Origin of the sequence: Flavobacterium sp. FlaQc-47 (genome assembly GCF_044006475.1) — a bacterium.
Classification (GTDB): Bacteria; Bacteroidota; Bacteroidia; order Flavobacteriales; family Flavobacteriaceae; genus Flavobacterium.
In genome coordinates this window covers 238334-260451 of sequence record NZ_JBIPCQ010000003.1, presented here as the reverse complement: position 1 = coordinate 260451, position 22118 = coordinate 238334, and the positions used below count along the sequence as shown (strand labels likewise).

17 protein-coding genes are annotated in these 22118 nt (G+C 34.5%); 11 read left to right on the top strand and 6 right to left on the bottom strand.

Annotation, left to right across the window (positions count from 1 at the left end):
* Positions 1 to 7: 7 nt before the first annotated feature.
* The 7 genes from porV to ACHRVX_RS10675 all read left to right on the top strand — a co-directional run bounded on the left by porV (position 8) and on the right by ACHRVX_RS10675 (position 8373).
* Entirely contained in the window at positions 8 to 1213 is a 1206-nt protein-coding gene (porV, locus tag ACHRVX_RS10705) for a type IX secretion system outer membrane channel protein PorV (RefSeq protein WP_213295116.1), read from the top strand.
* 77 nt (positions 1214 to 1290) lie between these two features.
* The gene (gene cdd, locus ACHRVX_RS10700; RefSeq protein ID WP_395332012.1) at positions 1291 to 1773 is read left to right on the top strand and encodes a cytidine deaminase; all 483 of its coding nucleotides are present in this window, start codon (positions 1291 to 1293) and stop codon (positions 1771 to 1773) included.
* A 158-nt stretch (positions 1774 to 1931) separates the two neighbouring features.
* Positions 1932 to 2930 (top strand): pyruvate dehydrogenase (acetyl-transferring) E1 component subunit alpha, encoded by a 999-nt coding sequence (pdhA, locus tag ACHRVX_RS10695; protein ID WP_395332010.1) that lies wholly within the window; start codon positions 1932 to 1934, stop codon positions 2928 to 2930.
* A 7-nt stretch (positions 2931 to 2937) separates the two neighbouring features.
* A complete protein-coding gene (locus tag ACHRVX_RS10690) occupies positions 2938 to 4602 on the top strand; it encodes a 2-oxo acid dehydrogenase subunit E2 (protein WP_395332008.1) in 1665 nt (554 codons plus the stop codon).
* Between the two features lie 136 nt (positions 4603 to 4738).
* Positions 4739 to 6586, top strand: a complete 1848-nt coding sequence (locus ACHRVX_RS10685) for a leukotriene A4 hydrolase C-terminal domain-containing protein (RefSeq protein ID WP_395332006.1) — start codon at positions 4739 to 4741, stop codon at positions 6584 to 6586.
* A 278-nt stretch (positions 6587 to 6864) separates the two neighbouring features.
* Positions 6865 to 7416, top strand: coding sequence for a carboxymuconolactone decarboxylase family protein (locus ACHRVX_RS10680; RefSeq protein ID WP_395332004.1), 552 nt, complete (start codon positions 6865 to 6867; stop codon positions 7414 to 7416).
* 78 nt (positions 7417 to 7494) lie between these two features.
* Positions 7495 to 8373, top strand: coding sequence for a helix-turn-helix domain-containing protein (locus ACHRVX_RS10675; RefSeq protein WP_395332002.1), 879 nt, complete (start codon positions 7495 to 7497; stop codon positions 8371 to 8373).
* Here the strand turns inward: ACHRVX_RS10675 and ACHRVX_RS10670 are convergent.
* Positions 8370 to 9614 (bottom strand): glycosyltransferase, encoded by a 1245-nt coding sequence (locus ACHRVX_RS10670; protein WP_395332000.1) that lies wholly within the window; start codon positions 9612 to 9614, stop codon positions 8370 to 8372. The genes ACHRVX_RS10675 and ACHRVX_RS10670 overlap by 4 nt on opposite strands.
* A 114-nt stretch (positions 9615 to 9728) precedes the next feature.
* Between ACHRVX_RS10670 and ACHRVX_RS10665 the strand changes: the two genes are divergently transcribed.
* Together ACHRVX_RS10665 and ACHRVX_RS10660 are read left to right on the top strand one after the other, a co-directional pair.
* Positions 9729 to 10310, top strand: coding sequence for a tRNA-(ms[2]io[6]A)-hydroxylase (locus ACHRVX_RS10665; protein WP_230712008.1), 582 nt, complete (start codon positions 9729 to 9731; stop codon positions 10308 to 10310).
* A gap of 49 nt (positions 10311 to 10359) precedes the next feature.
* Complete coding sequence (locus ACHRVX_RS10660) at positions 10360 to 13113, top strand: AsmA-like C-terminal region-containing protein (protein ID WP_395331998.1); 2754 nt, start codon at positions 10360 to 10362, stop codon at positions 13111 to 13113.
* Between the two features lie 159 nt (positions 13114 to 13272).
* On the opposite strand, the gene ACHRVX_RS10655 is transcribed toward ACHRVX_RS10660, so the two are convergent.
* The 3 genes from ACHRVX_RS10655 to rplU all read right to left on the bottom strand — a co-directional run bounded on the left by ACHRVX_RS10655 (position 13273) and on the right by rplU (position 15970).
* Positions 13273 to 14556, bottom strand: coding sequence for a hypothetical protein (locus ACHRVX_RS10655; RefSeq protein WP_395331996.1), 1284 nt, complete (start codon positions 14554 to 14556; stop codon positions 13273 to 13275).
* Positions 14557 to 15241: 685 nt separating this feature from the next.
* The gene (gene rpmA / locus ACHRVX_RS10650) at positions 15242 to 15502 is read right to left on the bottom strand and encodes a 50S ribosomal protein L27 (protein WP_035685981.1); all 261 of its coding nucleotides are present in this window, start codon (positions 15500 to 15502) and stop codon (positions 15242 to 15244) included.
* Between the two features lie 24 nt (positions 15503 to 15526).
* Entirely contained in the window at positions 15527 to 15970 is a 444-nt protein-coding gene (gene rplU / locus ACHRVX_RS10645) for a 50S ribosomal protein L21 (RefSeq protein WP_065448104.1), read from the bottom strand.
* A gap of 273 nt (positions 15971 to 16243) precedes the next feature.
* Between rplU and ACHRVX_RS10640 the strand changes: the two genes are divergently transcribed.
* Positions 16244 to 17566, top strand: a complete 1323-nt coding sequence (locus ACHRVX_RS10640; RefSeq protein ID WP_395331993.1) for a M16 family metallopeptidase — start codon at positions 16244 to 16246, stop codon at positions 17564 to 17566.
* A gap of 11 nt (positions 17567 to 17577) precedes the next feature.
* Entirely contained in the window at positions 17578 to 19626 is a 2049-nt protein-coding gene (locus tag ACHRVX_RS10635; protein WP_395331991.1) for a M16 family metallopeptidase, read from the top strand.
* A 777-nt stretch (positions 19627 to 20403) separates the two neighbouring features.
* On the opposite strand, the gene ACHRVX_RS10630 is transcribed toward ACHRVX_RS10635, so the two are convergent.
* Both ACHRVX_RS10630 and ACHRVX_RS10625 read right to left on the bottom strand, forming a co-directional pair.
* Positions 20404 to 20637: a hypothetical protein gene (locus ACHRVX_RS10630; protein ID WP_395331989.1), complete on the bottom strand. Its 234-nt coding sequence runs from the start codon at positions 20635 to 20637 to the stop codon at positions 20404 to 20406.
* A 595-nt stretch (positions 20638 to 21232) separates the two neighbouring features.
* Positions 21233 to 22099: a DMT family transporter gene (locus ACHRVX_RS10625; protein ID WP_395331987.1), complete on the bottom strand. Its 867-nt coding sequence runs from the start codon at positions 22097 to 22099 to the stop codon at positions 21233 to 21235.
* Positions 22100 to 22118 lie beyond the last annotated feature (19 nt).

Sequence of the window (22118 nt, the reverse complement as noted above, 5' to 3'; positions counted from 1 at the left end):
TCCATAAATGAAAAAAATATCACTACTTTTAATTTGTTCTTTTATTCTTTTTAAAGTACAGGCTCAGGAAAGTCGGCCAATTACGACAGGCGTTCCATTTCTATTAGTTGCAGCAGATGCCAGAGCAGCAGGTTTAGCTGATCAGGGTGTCGCAACATCAGCCGATGCATTCTCACAACAGTGGAATCCCGCAAAATATGCTTTTTCAGTAGACAAGCAAGGATTTTCAATCAGCTACACTCCTTATCTAACAGACTTAGCCAATGATATTTCTCTTGGACAAGTAACCTATTACAACAAAATTAATGACCGAAGTGCCTTTGCAGGAACTTTTCGTTATTTTGGATTTGGAGATATCGAATTGCGCACAACAGGCGATCCTAATGAAGCAGCAAGAATTGTATCCCCAAATGAATTTGCATTCGACGGATCCTATTCTTTAAAGTTAAGCGAAAAATTCTCGATGGCAGTTGCTGCGAGATATATTCGTTCAAATTTAAAAATTGCTTCAGAAGATGTTGACGCTTCAGCTGCCAGTACTTTTGCAGTAGATATCGCAGGTTTTTACCAATCTGAAGAAATTGCGTACTCAGACTTTAACGGAAGATGGAGAGGTGGTTTCAACATGCAAAACCTGGGTCAGAAGATAAGCTATGACAATGATGATTTAAGTTCTAACTTTTTACCTGCAAATCTTAGATTAGGTGGAGGATTTGATTTCATTTTAGACGATTATAATAAAGTAGCACTTAGCGTTGAATTTACTAAACTTTTAGTACCAACTCCTCCGGGACCCGGAACTCCGGTTGATGCTAATGGCGACGGTGATTATACTGATGTAGGCGATATTTCTCAAGAACAGGCAAATGCTACAAACTACAAAAACTACAACGAAATTGGCTGGGTATCGGGAATTTTCAAATCTTTTGGAGATGCACCGGGCGGTTTCAGCGAAGAATTAAAAGAAATCACTTATAGCGCAGCTGCTGAATATATGTACCAGGATGCTTTTGCTTTAAGAGCCGGATATTTTCACGAAAGCCCTGAAAAAGGAGCAAGACAATTTTTCTCTTTAGGAGCAGGATTTAAATATAACATTGTAAAAGTGGATGTTTCTTATTTATTTTCGACATCAAAAGTTAAAAATCCGTTAGAAAACACGCTTCGTTTTTCTTTAACCTTTAACTTTGGCGATAAATACGAAGTTTACTAGACAGAATCAAATAATAAAACAATACAATCCAAATTTCTATTTCTATAGGAATTTGGATTTTTTTTCCCTTAAAAAGAATGAAAGAAATAAGCATTACATCAACATTTACAACTTACGACACGCTACAAGAACTTTCGCAAGACATTCAGTACTTAATGAATCAGGCAGTAGAAGTTCGTAAAAACGCATACGCACCCTATTCTCAATTTAGAGTTGGCGCAGCATTATTATTAGATAACGGAAAAATTGTTTTAGGATCAAATCAGGAAAACGCTGCTTATCCATCAGGATTATGCGCAGAACGCGTCGCTATTTTTCACGCCGGAAGTATTTATCCTGAAGCCAAAATTTTAAAAATGGCTATTACAGCAGCTTCAAATACAAATCAAACTACAGCACCAATTCCGCCTTGTGGTTCTTGCAGACAATCTATTGCAGAATATGAAATCAAACAGGAAACCCCTATTGAAATCTTTTTTATGGGAGAAATAGGTGAAGTTTACAAATCAGCATCCCTGAAAAATTTGCTTCCTTTTATGTTTGATAAAAAGTTCTTGTAAAAAAAAGCCAAAAAGTCACGTTTAAATTTTACTTCTTAATAGGAATGTCTTATTTTTGCATCCCGACCTTTCGGGCGCAAATTTGTGGGAGGAAACTATTTTGCGTTATAGGCAACAATTGATAACACAAACAAACTTTAGCAAAAGAAAGAATTCAGATGAAAGAAGTTACAAAAGAAGTATATTTAAAGTGGTACGAAGACATGCTACTTTGGAGAAAGTTTGAAGACAAACTTGCAGCATTATACATTCAACAAAAAGTTAGAGGTTTTCTACACTTATATAATGGACAGGAAGCTGTATTAGCGGGTGCATTGCACGCTATGGACCTGACTAAAGATAAAATGATTACTGCTTACAGAAACCACGTACAGCCAATTGGTATGGGAGTTGATCCCAGACGAGTTATGGCTGAACTATTAGGAAAGGCAACAGGAACTTCTAAAGGTATGGGAGGTTCTATGCACATTTTCTCTAAAGAACACCGTTTTTATGGTGGACACGGTATTGTAGGTGGACAAATTCCGGTAGGAGCTGGTTTAGCTTTTGCTGATAAATATTTTGAAACTGGCGGAGTAACTATGACTTACTTTGGTGATGGTGCTGCCAGACAAGGTTCATTACACGAAGCTTTTAACATGGCTATGCTATGGAAATTGCCAGTAGTATTTATCGTTGAAAATAACGGTTATGCAATGGGAACTTCTGTTGAAAGAACTGCAAATCACACTGACATCTGGAAACTTGGTTTAGGATATGAAATGCCTTGTGGACCAGTTGACGGAATGAATCCTGTAAAAGTTGCCGAAGCTATGACTGAAGCAATTGACAGAGCACGTCGTGGAGACGGACCAACTTTCCTTGAAATGAAAACGTACCGTTACAGAGGACACTCTATGTCTGATGCACAATTATACCGTTCTAAAGAAGAGGTTGAAGAATACAAAAAAATTGACCCTATTACTCAGGTTTTAGATGTAATTAAGGATCAAAAATATGCTACAGACGAGGAAATTGAAGCAATTGACCAAAGAGTAAAAGATTTGGTTGAAGAATGTGTGAAATTCGCTGAAGAATCTCCATATCCTGAATTACAACAATTATATGATGTAGTATACGCACAAGAAGACTATCCATTTACACCTCATAAACTATAACATTATTATGGCGATAAAAGTAACAATGCCTCGTTTGAGCGATACTATGACGGAAGGAACGGTAGCGACTTGGTTAAAAAAAGTAGGCGACAAAATTAGCGAAGGTGATATCCTTGCTGAAATTGAAACAGATAAAGCAACAATGGAATTTGAGTCTTTCAACGAAGGAACTCTTTTACACATAGGAATCCAGGCTGGAGAAACTGCTCCGGTTGATTCATTATTAGCCATCATTGGTAACGAAGGAGAAGATATTTCTGCTCTTTTAGCTGGTGGTGATGCTCCTGCTGAAGCTCCAAAAGCTGATGCGGCTCCTGCTGCTGAAGCAAAAATAGAAGAAACTAAAACAGAAACTCCCGCTCCTGCTGCAAAAGCTGCAACTGAATTACCTAAAGGTGTCATAGTTGTAACTATGCCACGTTTGAGCGATACAATGACAGAAGGAACAGTAGCAACCTGGTTGAAAAAAGAAGGTGATGCTGTTGCAGAAGGTGATATTCTTGCTGAAATTGAAACTGACAAAGCGACTATGGAGTTTGAGTCTTTCAATGAAGGAACATTATTATACATAGGAATTCAGGAAGGAAACACAGCACCTGTTGATAGTTTATTAGCTATTATAGGACCTGCAGGAACTGATATTTCCGGAATTGCTGATAATTATACTTCCGGAGGAACTGCAACTGCAAGTGCTCCAGCAACCGAAGAAAAAGCTGCTCCTGCTGCTGAAAAAGCAACTGAAACTGTAGCTGAAACTTCAAACGGAGGAAGAATTTTAGCTTCGCCATTAGCGAAAAAAATTGCTTCTGACAAAGGAATCCAATTAACTCAGGTTAAAGGTTCTGGCGAAAACGGACGTATCGTAAAAAGCGATATTGAAAACTTTACTCCAGCTGCACAGGCAAAACCTGCTGCAACAACTACTGCTGCCGAAGCTCCAAAAGCTGACGCTGCACCTGCTGCGCCAAAAGTATTTGTTCCTGCCGGAGAAGTTTTCACAGAAGAGATCAAAAATTCTCAAATGCGTAAAATCATTGCAAAACGTCTTGCTGAATCATTGTTTACAGCGCCTCACTACAACTTAGTGATCGAAGTAAGCATGGACGATGCAATGGCTGCAAGAGCAACAATCAATAGCGTTCCGGATACAAAAGTATCTTTTAACGATATGGTAATTAAAGCTTGTGCTTTAGCATTGAAAAAACACCCGAAAATTAATTCTCAGTGGAAAGAAGATGTTATCATCATCAACCACCACGTTAACATTGGTGTTGCCGTAGCTGTTGAAGACGGATTAGTAGTTCCTGTATTGAAATTTACAGACGCTATGAGTTTATCTCAAATTGGTACTGCAGTAAGAGATCTTGCAGGAAGAGCAAAAAATAAAAAATTAGGACCACAGGAAATGGAAGGAAGTACTTTTACAGTATCTAACCTTGGAATGTTTGGTATTACTGAATTCAATTCAATTATCAACCAGCCAAACTCTGCTATCCTTTCTGTAGGTGCAATTGTTGAGAAACCGGTAGTTAAAAACGGCCAGATTGTAGTAGGAAACACAATGATGTTATCATTAGCGTGTGACCACAGAACGATTGATGGTGCAACCGGAGCTCAATTTTTACAAACATTAAAACAATACATCGAAAGCCCGGTTACAATGTTGGCATAATTTCGACGTTTATCCTGAGCGAAGTCGAAGCATCAGCCAGAACCAAGCTAAAGGTTACTTATAATAAAATCCCGTTTTGTTTATTCAAAACGGGATTTTTTGTTTAATTTTCCTCCACTAATTCAATATTCATAAAATGAAAAAACTAATCCTTGTGACTTTATTCCTGACAGCAATTGCCTGCCAGAAAAAAGATCAGACCGAGAAACCTACAACTGTTGCTGATGAACACACTTTTTCTAAAGCAAATTTAGCTGTTGTAAAACATTTAGATCTTGACATCAAAGTCGATTTTGATACACAAACTATTTCAGGAAAAGCCTCTTGGCAAATTGACAATATCAGCAAAGGGAACGAAATTATCTTTGACGAAAATACACTTGAAATCACTAAAGTAACTTTAGGTGATGACGAAAAAGAAACTAAATTCAAATTAGGCAATGAAGTTGAATTTCACGGAAAACCCCTTCATATTACTATTGAACCTAATACTACCAAGGTTAATATTTATTACAAAACTACCAAAGATGCAGTTGCATTACAATGGTTAACGCCACAACAAACCGCTGACAAAAAGAAACCTTTCTTGTTCTCACAAGGCGAAAGCGTTTGGTCCCGTACATGGATTCCGTGTCAGGATTCACCGGCAATTCGTTTTACTTATAATGCAAAAGTTACCGTTCCTAAAGATTTATTAGCCGTAATGAGTGCTGTAAATCCGCAAACTAAAAATAATACCGGAGTTTACACATTCAAACAAGACAAAGCAATTCCGTCTTATTTAATGGCAATTGCAGTTGGAGATATTGAATTTCAAGCTATTGATAACAGAACCGGAGTTTACGCAGAACCATCGATGCTAAAAAAATCGGCTTGGGAATTTGCTGAACTTGGAAAAATGGTTGTAGCTGCCGAAAAACTATATGGACCTTATCGTTGGGGACGTTATGATGTATTGGTTTTACCTCCAAGTTTCCCTTATGGCGGAATGGAAAATCCAAACTTAACATTCCTGACACCGGGAGTTATTGCAGGAGATCGTTCTTTAACGAGTTTATTGGCACACGAATTAGGTCACAGCTGGAGCGGAAATTTAGTTACAAACGCAACCTGGGATGATATCTGGTTAAACGAAGGTTTTACTACTTATGTAGAACACAGAATTGGTGAAGCAATTTTCGGCAAGAAAGAATTTGAAATGCAAAACGTAATTACACGTAAAGAATTAACAGACAATGTAGCCGAATTAGGAAATACAAATCCTGATACCCGCCTAAAAGTATCATTAACAGGAAGAAATCCAGATGACGGAATCAGCATGATTCCTTATGTAAAAGGATATGCTTTTTTAAGAGTAATTGAAAATGCTGTTGGACGCGAAAAATTTGATGTTTTCATTAAAAACTATTTTGACGCACACGCGTTTAAATCTATTACAACAGAAGATTTTGTAAAATACATTAATGAAAACCTTATCAAAGGAGACAAAACCCTTGCTGATAAGATAAAATTAGAAGACTGGATTTACAAACCGGGAATCCCATCAAATATAACTACAGTAAATTCTGCAGATTTTGATGCAATTGATAAAATCCAAAAAAGCTGGCGAGAAACCGGCGTTAAAGGTTTGAGTCAAAAAGTGACAACAACCAGCGAAAAACAATATTTTATTGATCATCTTCCAACGGATATTACACCAAAAGAAATGGAAGCTCTTGACACAGAATTTAATTTTACAAAAGGTGGTAATTTCATTATCAAACGCCAATGGTTTATTCCTTCTATTCGTTATAAATACACAGCTGCCTATCCTGCAATTGAACAATTTTTAATTTCAACGAGCAGAACTGGATCTGTAATGATGCTATATAAAGAAATGGCAAAAACTTCGGAAGGAAAAGTTTGGGCAAATAAAATCTTTGATAAAGCAAAATCTGGTTATCACGCTACAACCGTTCAGGCTGTTGAAGGTATTTTGAAATAGTTTTTAGTCGCAGTTTTCAGTCTCAGTCTCAGTCTCAGTTGACAGTTGCAGTAAACAGTTTGTGATTTTACAGTTAAGATCCCCGATTATCAGATAGATAAATCGGGGATTTTTTTATCCCGTAGGGGTTACAATAGGAATACTCCTCTATTCAAAAAATACCTCGGGAAAATTGTCCATCACATAGCGTTAATCCTCCATGTTATAAGATCTGTAATCGTCGCATCTTTGTAATGTCAAAAGACAATAACTATAATTAACATTAAAAATTAAATAAGATGACAAGATTAACAGCATTAAACCCGGAAGAAGTAACAGGAAAAACTAAAGATTTATTCAACGCTGTACAAGCTAAATTAGGAGTTGTTCCTAATATGATGAGAACAATGGGAAATTCTCCAGCGGTTCTTGAAGGATACTTACATTTAAGCGGCGCTTTGAGCCACGGAAAATTAAGTGCAAAAACCGGCGAATTATTAGCCTTAACAATTTCAGAAAAAAATTCTTGTGATTATTGCGTAGCAGCCCACACTTATATTGGAGAAAAATTATTAAAAGCAGACGCGCAAGTTTTACACGATGCAAGAACAGGAAATTCTGCAGATGCAAAAACTGAAGCTATTTTACAATTTGCTAAAACATTAGTTTCTAAAAACGGTTTAGTTAGCGATGAGGATGTAAACTCAGTTAAAAATGCAGGAGTTTCAGATGCTGAAATTGCAGAAACCGTAGCTCATGTAGCCTTGAATGTTTTAACCAATTATTTTAATAATACTGCTAATACAGAAATTGATTTTCCTGCAGTTCAAAGTTTAGAATTACAGAACTAATTTCAACAAAACAAGCTATAAAGATAGTTGTGAATCTCATTCATGACTATCTTTATATTTTAAAAAACCAGCCTTATTATGAGCAATCAAAATGTTTATACATTAATTAATCCGCAAACCGGGAATCTGGCTTTCAAACTGCTTCCGTTTGATAACAATAGCCATTTTGATCATTTGCAGCGTAATAATTATTTTTCATTAATTTGGGTAACCAAAGGAAAAGGGAAAGTAAAAGCTGATTTTGCCGAACATCAATTTGAGGAAAACTCGCTCCTCGCCTTTTCTCCCTATCAGCCTTTTATGCTTTGTGTAAACGAACCAATTGAAGGAATTGCAATTCATTTTCATCCTGATTTTTACTGTATTCATTATCATCAAAAGGAAGTTTCCTGCAATGGTGTTTTATTCAATAATGTATATCAACCACCATATACAATAATTCCAGAAGAAGCCGCATCAACTTTCAAAATGGTTGTGGACCAAATGAAAACCGAAATTCAAAATGCAGAATTAGCTCAATATGAATTATTGATTTCCTATTTAAAAATATTCCTGATCACCGCTTCGAGATTAAAAAATCAGCAATTAGAAGAAATGAAATCAATTCCGGATTCTAAAGAACCTTTTATCCTTCAAAACCTGAAAGATGCGATTGAACTTAATTTCAAGGTCAAACATTCTGCGGGACATTATGCAGAAATGCTTAATATTTCGGCGAAAGCCTTAGCCAAATTATCGAAGAATTATTTCAATAAAACCTTAACAGATTTAATTGCCGAAAGAATTATTATCGAAGCCAAAAGAGAATTATATATGACCAACAAAACGGTTAAAGAAATCGCTTATGAATTGGGTTATGATGATGAACACTACTTTAGCCGGTTTTTTAAAACCAACGCTGATGTTTCGCCACAATTATATCGTGAAACCGTAGGATTTGGAAAAATGGAAGCTTAATTTTTATTTTTAGCTTCAATCCATTTTGCCATATATTTTGTGCTTTTTACAGTGTGATACTGGAGTAGACTTCCCATAAAATTATGTAAACGATGATTTTCAGAATCATTCATTAACGAATTAATTCTTTCGATTAACAGTACCGAATATTTACTTTTTTGAAAACATTCATTTACAATTGTAATTCCGTTTTTTTGAGATTCTTTCCAGAGATTTTCATTCTGATATAAAGAAATTGCTTTTGTTGTAAATTCCTGAATATCATCTGTAATAAAACCGTTCCATGGTAAATTAGCATGCATGGCTTCAGAACCAATTGATGTAGTTACGCTTGGTGTTCCGCATTGCATAGCTTCTAATAATTTACCTTTTAAGCCTGCTCCAAAACGAATGGGAGCCACAACAACCCGTGAATTCTTAACTATTTCGTCAGCATCTACAGCCCTTCCCATAATAAAAAACCCATTTTTAGGCTGATGCAATTGCAGCACTTTTTGTGAAGGATATGCACCGTAAACTTCTAAAACAGCTTCGGGAAATTGCTTTTTAAGCAAAGGCCAAATCGTTTCTTTTAAATATTGAACAGTATTCCAATTGGGTTCATGAAGAAAATTTCCGATGAAAACAAAATTTTTCCTTTCTTCATAAGACGGCAATTTTTCTAAATCATTTTCACTCATTTCATCAACAAGAAATGGCAAATAATACAATAAACCCAAATCGATTTTGAAAACATCATTTAGAATTTTCATTTCAAATTCAGAAATAATGAAAGACAAATCACATCTTAAAACACTGGCAATCTCTCGTTTTGCCACTTCTTCAGATAATAAATTCCTGAATTCAAAATCTCTATTTTCTTTAAATGCTTTTTGTCGTGCCGTTCTCAAACAATGCAAATCTTCGGTATCTAATAATCTAATCGCTTTTGGGCAATTTTCAGAAACACGCCAGCCAAATTGTTCTTCGATCATGAAACGATCAAACAAAACGACATCAGGATTAAGATCTATTATAAAATCGTCAAAACTGGAATTATTCAGTTCAATTGATGTTTTCGTCACCCCAAATTCAGATAAGTCAACCATAAAATCACTGTCCAGAGCCGGACTTGCAAATGTGATTTCAAATCCATTTTCTCTAAAAATAGAAATCAGCTGCATCATCCTTCCGCCTGCTGCGGACGAATTTGGTTCAGGCCAGACAAAGCCTATAATTAGAAGTTTTTTTATCTGATTCATTTGATTTGTTTCAAGTTACAAAATAATACTATTTTGGGCGCATTTGCACCATATTTCCTGACTTTCAGCGATAAAAAACACTAATTTTGCAGTTAACTTTTTTCTATAAAAATTATGTTAGGATTAAAATTAGCCACAGACCCGCGTTGGGTAAATATAGTAGAGTCAAATATTGAAGAAATCTTGACTGATCACGCTTGGTGCGAGCAAAAAGCAGCTTCAAATGCGATTAGTTTAGTTACTTATAATTCTGAATTAGAAGAGTTAGTGACTGAAATGCTTGTGATTGCAAGAGAAGAATTAGAGCATTTACAAATGGTTCACGATATTATCAAAAAAAGAGGCCTGACTTTAGGACGCGAAAGAAAAGACCATTATGTAAATGAGCTTTTTAAATTTATGAAAAAAGACGGAAGCCGAAAAGATGCTCTTTGTGATCGTTTATTATTTTCTGCCATGATCGAAGCCAGAAGTTGTGAGCGTTTTAAAGTACTTTCGGAAAATATAAAAGACGAAGAATTAGCGAAATTCTACCGTGATTTAATGATTTCTGAAGCAGGTCATTATACTACATTTCTAGGATTTGCACGAAAATATACGGACAATATCGACATTGACAAGCGATGGAAAGAATGGATTGAATATGAAGGTTCAATTATTACCAATTATGGTAAAAACGAAACTGTTCACGGATAATTTATCCCTTAAATTCTATTTCATATTACTATAAATACCAAAATTGGTCATGTCAAAAAATAAAACGAAATCCATTTTAATAAAAACGGCTAAATACCTGGGAATAACTTTTGCCGTTATTATGGGATTATTGTTTTTGACTCCTATTGTTTTTGCAGATAAAATAAAGGAGCAGATTAAAAAAACAGCAAACGAAAAACTAAGCGCAGAATTGAATTATTCAGATGTTTCGGTTTCGTTTTTTCATCACTTTCCTTCATTAACCTTAACCTTAAATGATTTAAGTTTAAACGGATCAGCTCCGTATAAAAACGAGAAATTTATCACGGCAAAAGAGGTTTCTTTTGGAATCAACATTGCAAGTTTAATTTTTAGTAAAGAGGTAAAAATTGATCAGATTTATTTATCTGATTCCTTTATCAATGTAAAAGTAAACGCAAAAGGAGAGGCAAATTACAATGTTTACAAATCATCACAAGCTTCAGAATCTAAAGACAGCACAGAAACTGCCTTAAAACTGGAACGAATAGAAATTTTGAACAGTAAAATAATTTATGACGATTTATCCACTAAAGTTCATTTTGATGCTCTTGGATTTGATTATCTAGGAAAAGGAGACCTGAACAAAGCCGTTTTTGATTTGTATTCAAAAGCTAAAATCGAAAAATTAAATATTGTTTATGATGGCGAACCTTATTTAATGAATAAAAAAATCGATGCGGATTTGATTACCAAGGTAAACGTAAACTCATTATCTTTTTATTTCCAGCAAAACAACTTGAAAATCAATCAGCTTTTGGTAGATTTCAAAGGTAAGTTTGATTTCCTGAAAGAAGGTTATAATATGGATTTTGTCATTAAATCTGACAATAGTAATTTATACGATGTCTTTACAGCCTTTCCTCCCAAATACATTACATGGCTTTCTAAAACAGAATTAAAAGGGAATACAAATTTACTTTTCACTTTAAAAGGTGATTATATTGCTTCACAAAATATCGCTCCGGACCTTAATCTGGATATAAAAATAGATAACGGTTTTGTCAACTATGATAAAAGTGCTTTCCCTGTTTCAAACTTAAATCTGGATATTAAAACAAAAGTTCCATCTTTAAATCCTGATCTTTTAATTGTTGATGCTCAAAATGTTTCGTTAAACATCAACAAGGATTATTTAAAATCTAAGTTCTATGTCAAAGGAGCAAATACACCAGATATCAATGCAGATTTTAAAGCGAAAATTGATCTTGAAAAATTAACAAAAGCCTTGGGAATTCCTGATATTGTATTAAAAGGAAGCCTGACCGGAGATGTAAAAGCAAACGGAAAATTTGATCAGAAAAATAAACTTTTTCCGGTAACAAAAGGAATTATTGATTTAGAAAATGGTTATTTAAAAACCAAATATTATCCAAATCCTATTACGAATATTATTATCAAATCTAAAATTGACAACCAAAAAGGAACTTTTGATGACTTAAAAGTGAGCCTGAAACCAACTCAGTTTACATTTGAAGGAAAACCGGTTTTTGTAACAGCAGATCTTAGCAACTTTAATGATTTGACTTATGACATTACAGCAAAAGGAGAACTTGATGTCAATAAAATCTATAAAGTTTTCTCTCAAAAAGGACTTGATTTAGATGGTTTCGTCAAAGCCGATTTAGTTTTAAAAGGAAAACAAAGTGATGCCGAAAAAGGAAATTACAGTAAACTTTATAATAAAGGAACACTGGAACTGAGAAACATTGGTATTGCATCAGAATATTTACCTAAAAAATTCATCATCAAAGAAGGAATCTTTAAAATCAATCAGGATAAAATGTCGTTCAATAACTTTTTAGCGGCTTATGGAGAATCAGATTTTAAAATGAATGGATATTTGCAAAACGTTTTTAATTACGCCACCACTAATACAGGGATTTTAAGAGGTTCTTTTAAAGTCGCATCTCAATATATTAATGTGGATGAATTCATGTCAAGCACTCCTGCAAATACATCTGTAACATCAACTAAAACACAAACTTCAGCTCCCAAAACCGAAGCAAAACAATCTGGTGTTATCATCATTCCTGCCAATTTGAATTTGCACTTTATGGCAAATGCTCAAAAAGTAAATTTTGACAAATTGAATCTTCAAAATGCAACCGGAAATTTAAGCATGAACAAAGGTAAATTAACCATGCAAAATACCGGATTTAATTTAATTGGCTGTAAAGTGGGCATGAACGCAAATTATCAGGCAGTTACTCCACAGAAAGCTAATTTTGATTTCAGCCTTAAGGCATCTGATTTTGATATTAAAAAAGCATACAATGAAATTGAAGTATTCAGAAAAATGGCCAGCGCAGCTGAAAAAGCGCAAGGAATTGTTTCTGTAAATTATCAATTAAAAGGTCGCTTGAACGGAAACATGGATCCTGTTTATCCATCGCTTGTTGGTGGCGGAACACTTTCTGTTAAAGATGTAAAAATAAGAGGATTGAAAATGTTTAATGCAGTAAGCAAAGAAACAAATTCTGAATCAATGAAAAATCCGGATGTTTCAAAAGTTGACATTAAAACTACAATCAAGAATAATATAATGACTGTAGAGCGTTTTAAATTTAAGTTTGCGGGCTTTAGACCCAGAATCGAAGGCACAACAAGCTTAGACGGAAAACTGAACTTAAAAATGCGCTTAGGCTTACCTCCTCTTGGCATCTTCGGGATTCCGTTAACCGTTACCGGAACACAGAATAGCCCTAAAGTAAAAGTAGGAAGAAAAACAGAAGATCTTGAAGAAACTAAAGATGCTGAATAAATAAATTCCAAATTTTAAAATTCAAAATTCAAAAAGACACTTTCTGTGTCATTTCGACGAAGTAGAAATCGTATCCAGATAGCGACGTACTCCATGTCTTCGCTTTATGTAATTTCTCCTTCGTCGAAATGACAAGATCTTGGTTATTATCTTCAGACACTAAACATACAACAACGACGAAACATACAAAATACCTTTGGCCAAAATCCACAATAAAACTGCCATTCCTAAAAATCCCCAAGCTGATAATCTGCTTCTTTTCCAGCTAATAAAGAATGTTGGAATTTCCCAATATTTAATTATAATATAAACACTGATCCCGATTAAAGATGCCCAAACCATTTCGCCGGAATGAACATAAAAACTATAATACAAAGTAAACGAAAGAAAAGCAATTGTAATAAATTGTAAATAATAGTAATTCTTATAATTGTATTTAAAATTATGTTTAAGCGACAAAAGCAAAAACGAAATTATCAGCATACTATTCAAGGCAATTATAACATAAGAAAAAACAGGATTGTGCTGCCCTATTAAAAAACCATCAATTAGTAAAGCTATTACAGTGCAGGCAGCCAGCGAATAAATACTTCGTTCAACATTATCATCTTTAAAAGGAATAAGAATTGGAGAAATATATTTTTCTAAAATACGCCAGAAAGGCAAGGCGCAAATAACCGCCATAACAAATACAACTATTTCATAATTATATACTGTATCAGCAGGAACTTTATACAACACATACAAAAGAGCTACGGTCACAATGATAGCAGGAAGACAAATTGTTTTCACTGTTTCCCAGCTATTGCTTCCCCAAAAATTATTCTTTATTTCAAAAATGTATCGTTTGACTAAATATTTACGGGTAAAAATAGCCGTTGACTGGCTCCATAACAAAAACAAACCTGTATGAATTACTACGGTTCGCAAAGTCATTTCTTCGATATAACACCCGAAGAAAATACATGCTGCACCAATTAAAAATAATTCGTAGGTCAATAAAATTGCAGAGAATAAAAGCCTGAATATGGGCGCAAATTGCCTTATAAGAATATCAATAAGCAAACCCCAATAATTGCGCAACAAACCAATTACCGCACATATTGCAATAAATGCAGCCAGATACAACATCCAGTTAGTGAGCGATTGTGTTTGCATCCATAAAGAAACCGCAGAATCTTTTGCAGGAGTATATTCAACTTTTGAATTGTTATAGATTTCGTTTGCCAGTTGATTTCTTACTGTGTCATTAATTGCACTAAATTGATTTTTATGCTGTTGCCAATAAACATTAGCACCAGAACCACTTTTTTGCAGAACAGCAAATTCATATAAAATCTTTTTTTGATTTTCGTTTAGCGATACGATTTGTTCAGCGGGATTGATTTCTTTTCCAAAAAGGCTGGTACAGAAAAGAAATAAAAGGAAAACTATTTTTTTCAAAATTGGGTAGGTTTATCCATCCAAAAATACAAATAATACATTGGAAAAAATCAAAAATTAAAATCCCAAATTCCAATAATAAGAACGCTTTATGTAATTCAACAAAGATTTACGACTTTAGGTTTGGAGTTTCTTGGGATCAGGACTAAATGTTGTGGAAAAACATAAAAGAGATTAGTAGTTAATTGAAGTTGCTCGTTTAATAATTCAATAAATAAATTGGCTTAAAAAGTTTAATCCCTACGGGATATTTTTCTGGTTGATTTTTATCCTACCAATATTAAACTCCTAACGGAGTAAAAAAAATATCCCGAAGAGATTACATTTATACTGGATGATTTTTACCGCAAAGCTCGCAAAGTTTTTTATTATAGAGTGTGTTGACAAACACAAATTTCACAAAGCTTTGTGTTGACATAGCTTTGTGAACTTTGTGTTTATATCCATCTTGCTTAGTAAATAATCTTTGAGTGCTCTGTAGTAATTTTTTTCTCTCTCCACAGGTTTTCGTGTTGATGGGTTTCTTGTGCGATTTCTCTCTTCTGTCGAAATTGACAAAAAAATGAGCCACTATAAAACACTTCAAAACAGTAACTTAAATTGTCTTATATAACTTATATGGTTTAAATAGAAAACAAAAAACCCGTCCTTTTCAGAACGGGTTTTGTAATAAGTAATCTAATGATTATGCTTCGAATGGAAGGATAGATACATAAGATTTGTTATCTCTTTTCTTTTGGAACTTAACAACTCCAGCTACTCTTGCGTGTAGTGTGTGATCTTTACTAATGTAAACATTTTCACCTGGATTATGTTTTGAACCTCTTTGTCTAACGATGATGTTCCCAGCAATAGCAGCTTGACCTCCAAAAATCTTAACGCCTAAACGTTTTGATTCTGATTCTCTACCATTCTTCGAACTACCGACACCTTTCTTGTGAGCCATGACGTATGAGTTTAAATATTGTTATTATTCTTTAGTAGCTTCTTTTTTTGCTTTTGGAGCTGCTGCTTTTTTTGCTTTTGGAGCTGCTTCAACTTCAGTTGCCGGAGCATCTTCAGCTACAACTGCTTTTTTAGCTGCTGCTTTTTTAGTTCCGCCTGCTGCAGTAATACCTTCAATTACAATTTGAGTAAGATATTGTCTGTGACCATTTCTCTTTTTGTAACCTTTTCTTCTTTTCTTTTTGAAAACGATTACTTTATCTCCTTTTAAGTGTTGTAACACTTTAGCTTCTACTGAAGCACCTTCTATAGCTGGGGCGCCTAAAGTTACGCTACCGTTATCGTCTAATAAAAGAACTTTGTCAAATGAAATACTTGAACCTTCTTCGTTAGACAAACGGTTAACATAAACCTTTAAGTCTTTGCTTACTTTAAATTGTTGCCCTGCTATCTCTACGATTGCATACATACCAAATTGATTTATTGATTTTTAAGGTTGCAAATATACAATTAATAATTTAGTATGCAATCTCTTGTTCTAAAAATATTTATTTACTTTGAAAGTCTGTTTTTCAAGGCTTTTCGCCCTTCAAACAGAAACATTTACCCACAAAACACTGTTAAAGTATGACCAAAATAGCACTTAAAGATTAATTCATCATTAAAAAAAGTTATTTTTGGTGTAACGATAATTAACTCTTGGCTACCTACATATTAGGTAAATATAAATTTATTAATCTTTATGAAAAATTCAATAATGATGTTAAGTGCAGTACTAATGCTCGGCGGAGTGGCTCATGCTCAAAAGGTAGCTTTTGAAGAATATAATTTAGATAACGGCATGCATGTTATTTTACACAATGACCCATCAGCTCCGGTTGTGATAACCTCTGTAATGTATCATGTGGGATCAAAAGATGAACGTCCGGACCGAACTGGTTTTGCACATTTCTTTGAGCATTTATTATTTGAAGGAACTCAAAATATAAAACGTGGCGAATGGATGAAAATCGTTACTGCAAATGGCGGAGTAAACAACGCCAACACATCTGATGACAGAACTTATTATTATGAAGTTTTCCCGTCAAACAGTCTGGAACTTGGTTTATGGATGGAATCTGAACGATTAATGCATCCTATTATCAATAAAATTGGTGTTGACACACAAAACGAAGTTGTAAAAGAAGAAAAAAGAATGCGTTACGACAATCAGCCTTACGGAAACATACTTCCTGAGGTAAAAAAGAATATGTTCAAAAACCATCCCTATCGCTGGACCACTATTGGTTCTATGAAAGATCTGGATGCTGCAACTCTTGAAGAATTTCAGGCTTTTAATAAAAAATTCTATACACCTAATAATGCTGTTTTAGTGGTTGCGGGTGATTTTGACAAAACAAAAACCAAAGAATGGATTCAGAAATATTTTGCCCCGATTCCGCGTGGAGAAGAGGTTAAAAAACAAACTTTTGTTGAAGAACCCATCAACCAAACAATAAAAGCAACTTATGAGGATCCTAATATTCAGATTCCGATGATTGTGGCTTCATACAGAACTCCATCAATGAAAACAAGAGATGCAAGAGTGCTGGACTTAATCTCTTCTTATTTAAGCGACGGAAAAAGTTCAAAATTGTACAAAAAAATAGTCGATGACAAAAAAATGGCTCTTCAAATTGGAGCTGTTGGTTTTAGCCAGGAAGATTACGGAATGTACATTTTATACGGTTTGCCAATGGCGCCAAACACAACAGCCGACATCTTAAAAGAAATGGATGAAGAAATCGTAAAAATCCAAACCGACTTAATTTCTGAAAAAGACTATGAAAAATTACAGAATAAATTCGATAATAACTTTGTGAACGCAAATGCAAGTGTAGAAGGAATTGCTGAAAACCTGGCTTCTTATTACCTGCTTTATGGAGACGTAAACCTGATTAATACTGAAATTGATCTTTACCACTCTATTACCAGAGAAGAAATCAGAGAAGTAGCTAAAAAGTATTTAAACCCTAACCAGCGTTTAATTTTAGACTACATTCCTTCAACTAAAGTTCAAAACTAAGCTATCGAATCATGAAAAAAGTACATACATTTTTAATCCTTTTATTCCTCACTGGAATTATGCAAGCACAAGATCGTCCACAACCCAAACCAGGCGCTTCGCCCGTAGTCAACATCAAAAAACCGCAAACTTTTGTTCTGGCAAACGGCATGAAAGTTTTAGTGGTTGAAAATCATAAATTACCAAGAGTAAGTTTTAGTTTAACTTTAGACAATCCTCCTTTTACAGAAGGAAATAAAAAAGGCGTTGATGAATTAACAAGCAGTTTAATTGGTAACGGAACTAAAAAAACAACTAAAGAAGCCTTTAACGAAGAAATAGATTTTTATGGGGCAAATATTAATTTCTCCTCATCTGGCGCTTATGCAAGTGCACTTTCTAAATATTCAGGACGTGTTTTAGAGCTTTTAGCCGAAGGTGCTTTGCAGCCTAATTTCACCCAAACTGAATTTGATAAGGAAAAATCAAAATTAATTGAAGGGCTTAAAGCCGATGAAAAAAGCGTTCCGGCAATTGCAAGCCGCGTTGTTGATGTTTTAGCTTTTGGAAAAAATCATCCTTCAGGAGAATATATTTCTGAAGAAACAGTAAAAAACGTAACTCTTGCTGATGTTCAGGCAAATTACGCCACTTATTTTGTTCCTGAAAATGCTTATTTAGTAATCATAGGCGATATTAAATTTAAGGAAACCAAAGCCGCAGTTGAAAAACTTTTTAGCGGATGGAAAAAACAAGCTGCTCCTAAAAACACCTATCCAAATCCTGAGAATGTTGCCAAACTTCAAATTGATTTTGTAGATGTGCCAAACGCCGTTCAATCTGAAATTTCATTGGTGAATACCGTGAATTTAAAAATGAGCGATCCTGACTTTTTCCCTGCTGTAATTGCAAATCAAATTTTAGGAGGAGATTTCAACAGTTACCTAAACATGAATTTACGTGAGGAAAATGCCTGGACTTACGGCGCAAGTTCAAGCATTGGAGCCGGAAAATATGTAACGAAATTCAAAGCTTCATCTGCCGTTAGAAATACGGTTACAGATAGTGCAGTAGTTCAATTTATAAAAGAAGTGAAAAGAATCAGAACCGAAAAAGTTTCTGAAGATGTGCTGAAAAATGTAAAAGCAGGATATATTGGACGATTTGTTATGCAGGTTGAAAAACCTCAGACTGTTGCCCGATATGCCTTAAATATCGAAACAGAAAAGCTTCCGGCTGATTTCTACGAAAAATACATTCAAACCATAAATAGTGTTACGGCTGACGATATTTATCGTGTTGCCAATAAATATTTTTTATTAGATAATATCCGAATTGTAATTGCAGGAAAAGGTTCTGATGTAATTACTGGCTTAGAAAAATTACAAATTCCGATTTACTATTTTGATAAATACGGAAATCCTGTTGAAAAACCTGTCGCCAATAAAGAAGCTCCGGCTGGAATTACTGCAAAAACGGTTTTTGAGAATTACCTTAAAGCAATTGGCGGAGAAAAAGCAGTTTCGGCTGTAAAAACCTTGGCAATGACAGGAACTACAACCGTTCCTCAGGCTCCGGGACCTTTAACTTTTACGTCTAAATTAGATTCAAAAGGAAAAATGATGGTTTCGCTTGCAATGGGAACGATGAATTTAATGAAACAAGTTGTAAACGAAAAAGGGGCTTATATCGAACAACAAGGACAACGCAAAAACCTTGAAGGAGCTGATCTTGCAGACATGAAGGCAAACGCTGCTCCTTTTGAAGAATTACAACTCGCAAAAAGAACAGATTTGAAAGTTGACCGAATTGAACCTATCAATAACAGCGATGCTTATGCGATAATTGATGGAAAAACAACGTATTTCTATGATGTAAAATCAGGCCTAAAAGTAGCAGAATCTAAAGTTCGTGAACAAGGCGGAAAATCATCGGCACAAATAACAAACTTCAACGATTATAAGGAAGTAAAAGGTATTAAAGTTCCTTTTAACCTGGTTCAGAATGTTGGTTTTGAATTGGATATTAAAATGTCTGACATTAAGATTAACGAAGGAGTTTCTGAGAAAGATTTTTTATAGGAAGGTTCAAAGGTGCAGAGGTTCAGAGGTACAAAGGTTTTGAACTCTAAATTTTAAAAGCTTTGTCAGAGTTTACGCTTTGACAAAGCTTTTTTTATGCATTGCAATTTATTTGTCACGCTGAACGGATTCGAAATCCCGTTACAATGGATCGCGCAGGTGTAATCCCTACGGGATAAAAATTTTTGGTCGTTTGATAAAATTCTACCCAGATATAATCTCTCCGAGATAGAAAAGCAGGAATAAATGTTTGATGGAACAAAAAATACCAATATATAATTTCTTCGAATACAACAACATGAATTAAATATTGAAAAAATCCATTTTCTACTCCGTTAGGAGTTTAATATTGGTAGAAAAAATGAATTTGAAAATAAAAAAATGTCCCGTAGGGACTAAACGATGTTTGGTGGCTTAATGATATTCTACCAATATATAATCTCTCCGAGATAGAAAAGCAGGAATAAATGTTTGATGGAACAAAAAATACCAATATATAATTTCTTCGAATACAAAAACATGAATTAAATATTGAAAAAATCCATTTTGTACTCCGTTAGGAGTTAAATGTTGGTAAAAAAAAACGAAAATAAAATTATTACAAATCCAATCCGTTTTTATCCGCGTTTTTACGAAGTAAATCTGTTTTATCCGCGTCAAAATTAGACGCTGATTCGCTAAAGCGAAAACGCTGATAAAAACAGATTTTCTAATTACAAACCTGAATTTTTTAAAAAGCAAGAAAGGCTGTCAATTACGACAGCCTTTCTTGTTTAATTACTCAACATCTAAATAAGGATTTAAAATTTCGGCTAATTCGTTTAACCAATAAAAACCATTTTCGAGACTTGTTTTTTCTGTTTCCAGTGTTTCACAATCTCGCATTAAGCTTAAGGCAAGCATGTAATTGACTTGTCTGATTGTTTTAGCCATAAGTTGCGGATCAATTGAATTGTTGAAAAAATCAGCCAATCTCAATTCCATTTCTTTTGAAAGCGTGTTTGTACTCATAATTTTGACGGTTAAGGAGTAAAAAACCCGCATGGCTTAGATGTCCTACGCCGTCAAAGCGCGCTACGGTTGTTTCCAATACCGTCACCATACCACACGGGCAAAATTTCTTTGAACTCATAATTATTGACTATTTAGGATCGCGAAGATACCTAAAACTTTTTAAATAAGTAAGAATTTTCAATCAATAATTATAAAATTATAAAACCCGCATAGTTAAGCTGTCCTACGCTGTTCAAGGCGTTGCAGTTGTTTCCAATACTACCAACTACATACAGGTATTGTACAAAATATGTCATTTCGACGAAGGAGAAATCGCACTAGAAACTCCGTGCCCAAAATCGTCAATCTTTGTCGAATATCTGATGTGATTTCTCCTTCGTCGAAATGACAAAACTACATGTTCATTGAAATGACAAACTTAACAAAAATATCCTTATGAAAATGATTGTCATAGCCCCGATAGAAGTGGAAATCCTTTTATGGCGGGGTTCGCCATAAAAGATTGGAACGAATTGCTTCGCCAGTTCGCACTTTCAGGCTCGGGTGCGGGATTAGCTCCTAAAAAATCCAAAATAACATTTCAAAAAAAACTTTATTTCTTAGCCGATAAATAAACTCCAATTAAAATTATAAACGCTCCAAAAAACTGAATTGGGGTTAGCATTTCGTTATCTAATAATCCCCAGAAAAATGCCACTATCGGAATCAAATAGGTTACCGATGTTGCAAATACGGGCGATGACATTTGGATTAATTTAAAAAAAACAACATTTGCAATTCCGGTTCCTAAAACGCCCAGAATCATGACGAAATAAATGGAATGTTGCGTGATATCAATATTTATTCGTTGCGAAATATCGGTTGTGCTTAAAATAATTAATGCGGGTATAAGCAAAACTGCGAAGTTTCCTGTGGTGATACTCAATGAATTTAAATCGGATAAATATTTCTTGATTAAATTGACATTTATGGCATAACAAAGCGTTGCAATTACAACTAAAACCACATAATAATAGTTTTGTCCGGGATGTGCTGATGCTCCGCTTAAAACCAAAAGCAAACACCCTATCAAACCTACAAAAACGCCTAAAACCTGTCGTTTTTGAAACTGGATCCCAAAAGCAATTATCCCAAGAACTAAAGTATTTAAAGGTGTAAGCGAATTTAGGATGGCGACAATGGAACTATCTACTTCGGTTTCGGCAATGGCGAAAAGATAAGCGGGCGTAAAAGTTCCAAAAAGGGAGGTTATGGCGACAAATTTCCATTGACGGCGCGAAATTTTCTTGAGGCTTTTAAAACCTACAATCAATAGAAATAAAGCTGCAAAAATAATTCGGAACGAACCTACCTGAAGGGCTGTCAAACCAACTAAACCTCTTTTTATCAATATAAAAGAACTTCCCCAAATAAGGGAAAGGACAAATAAATAAGCCCACTTTAATTGCTTTGCATCCATAAATACTATTTTGATGCAA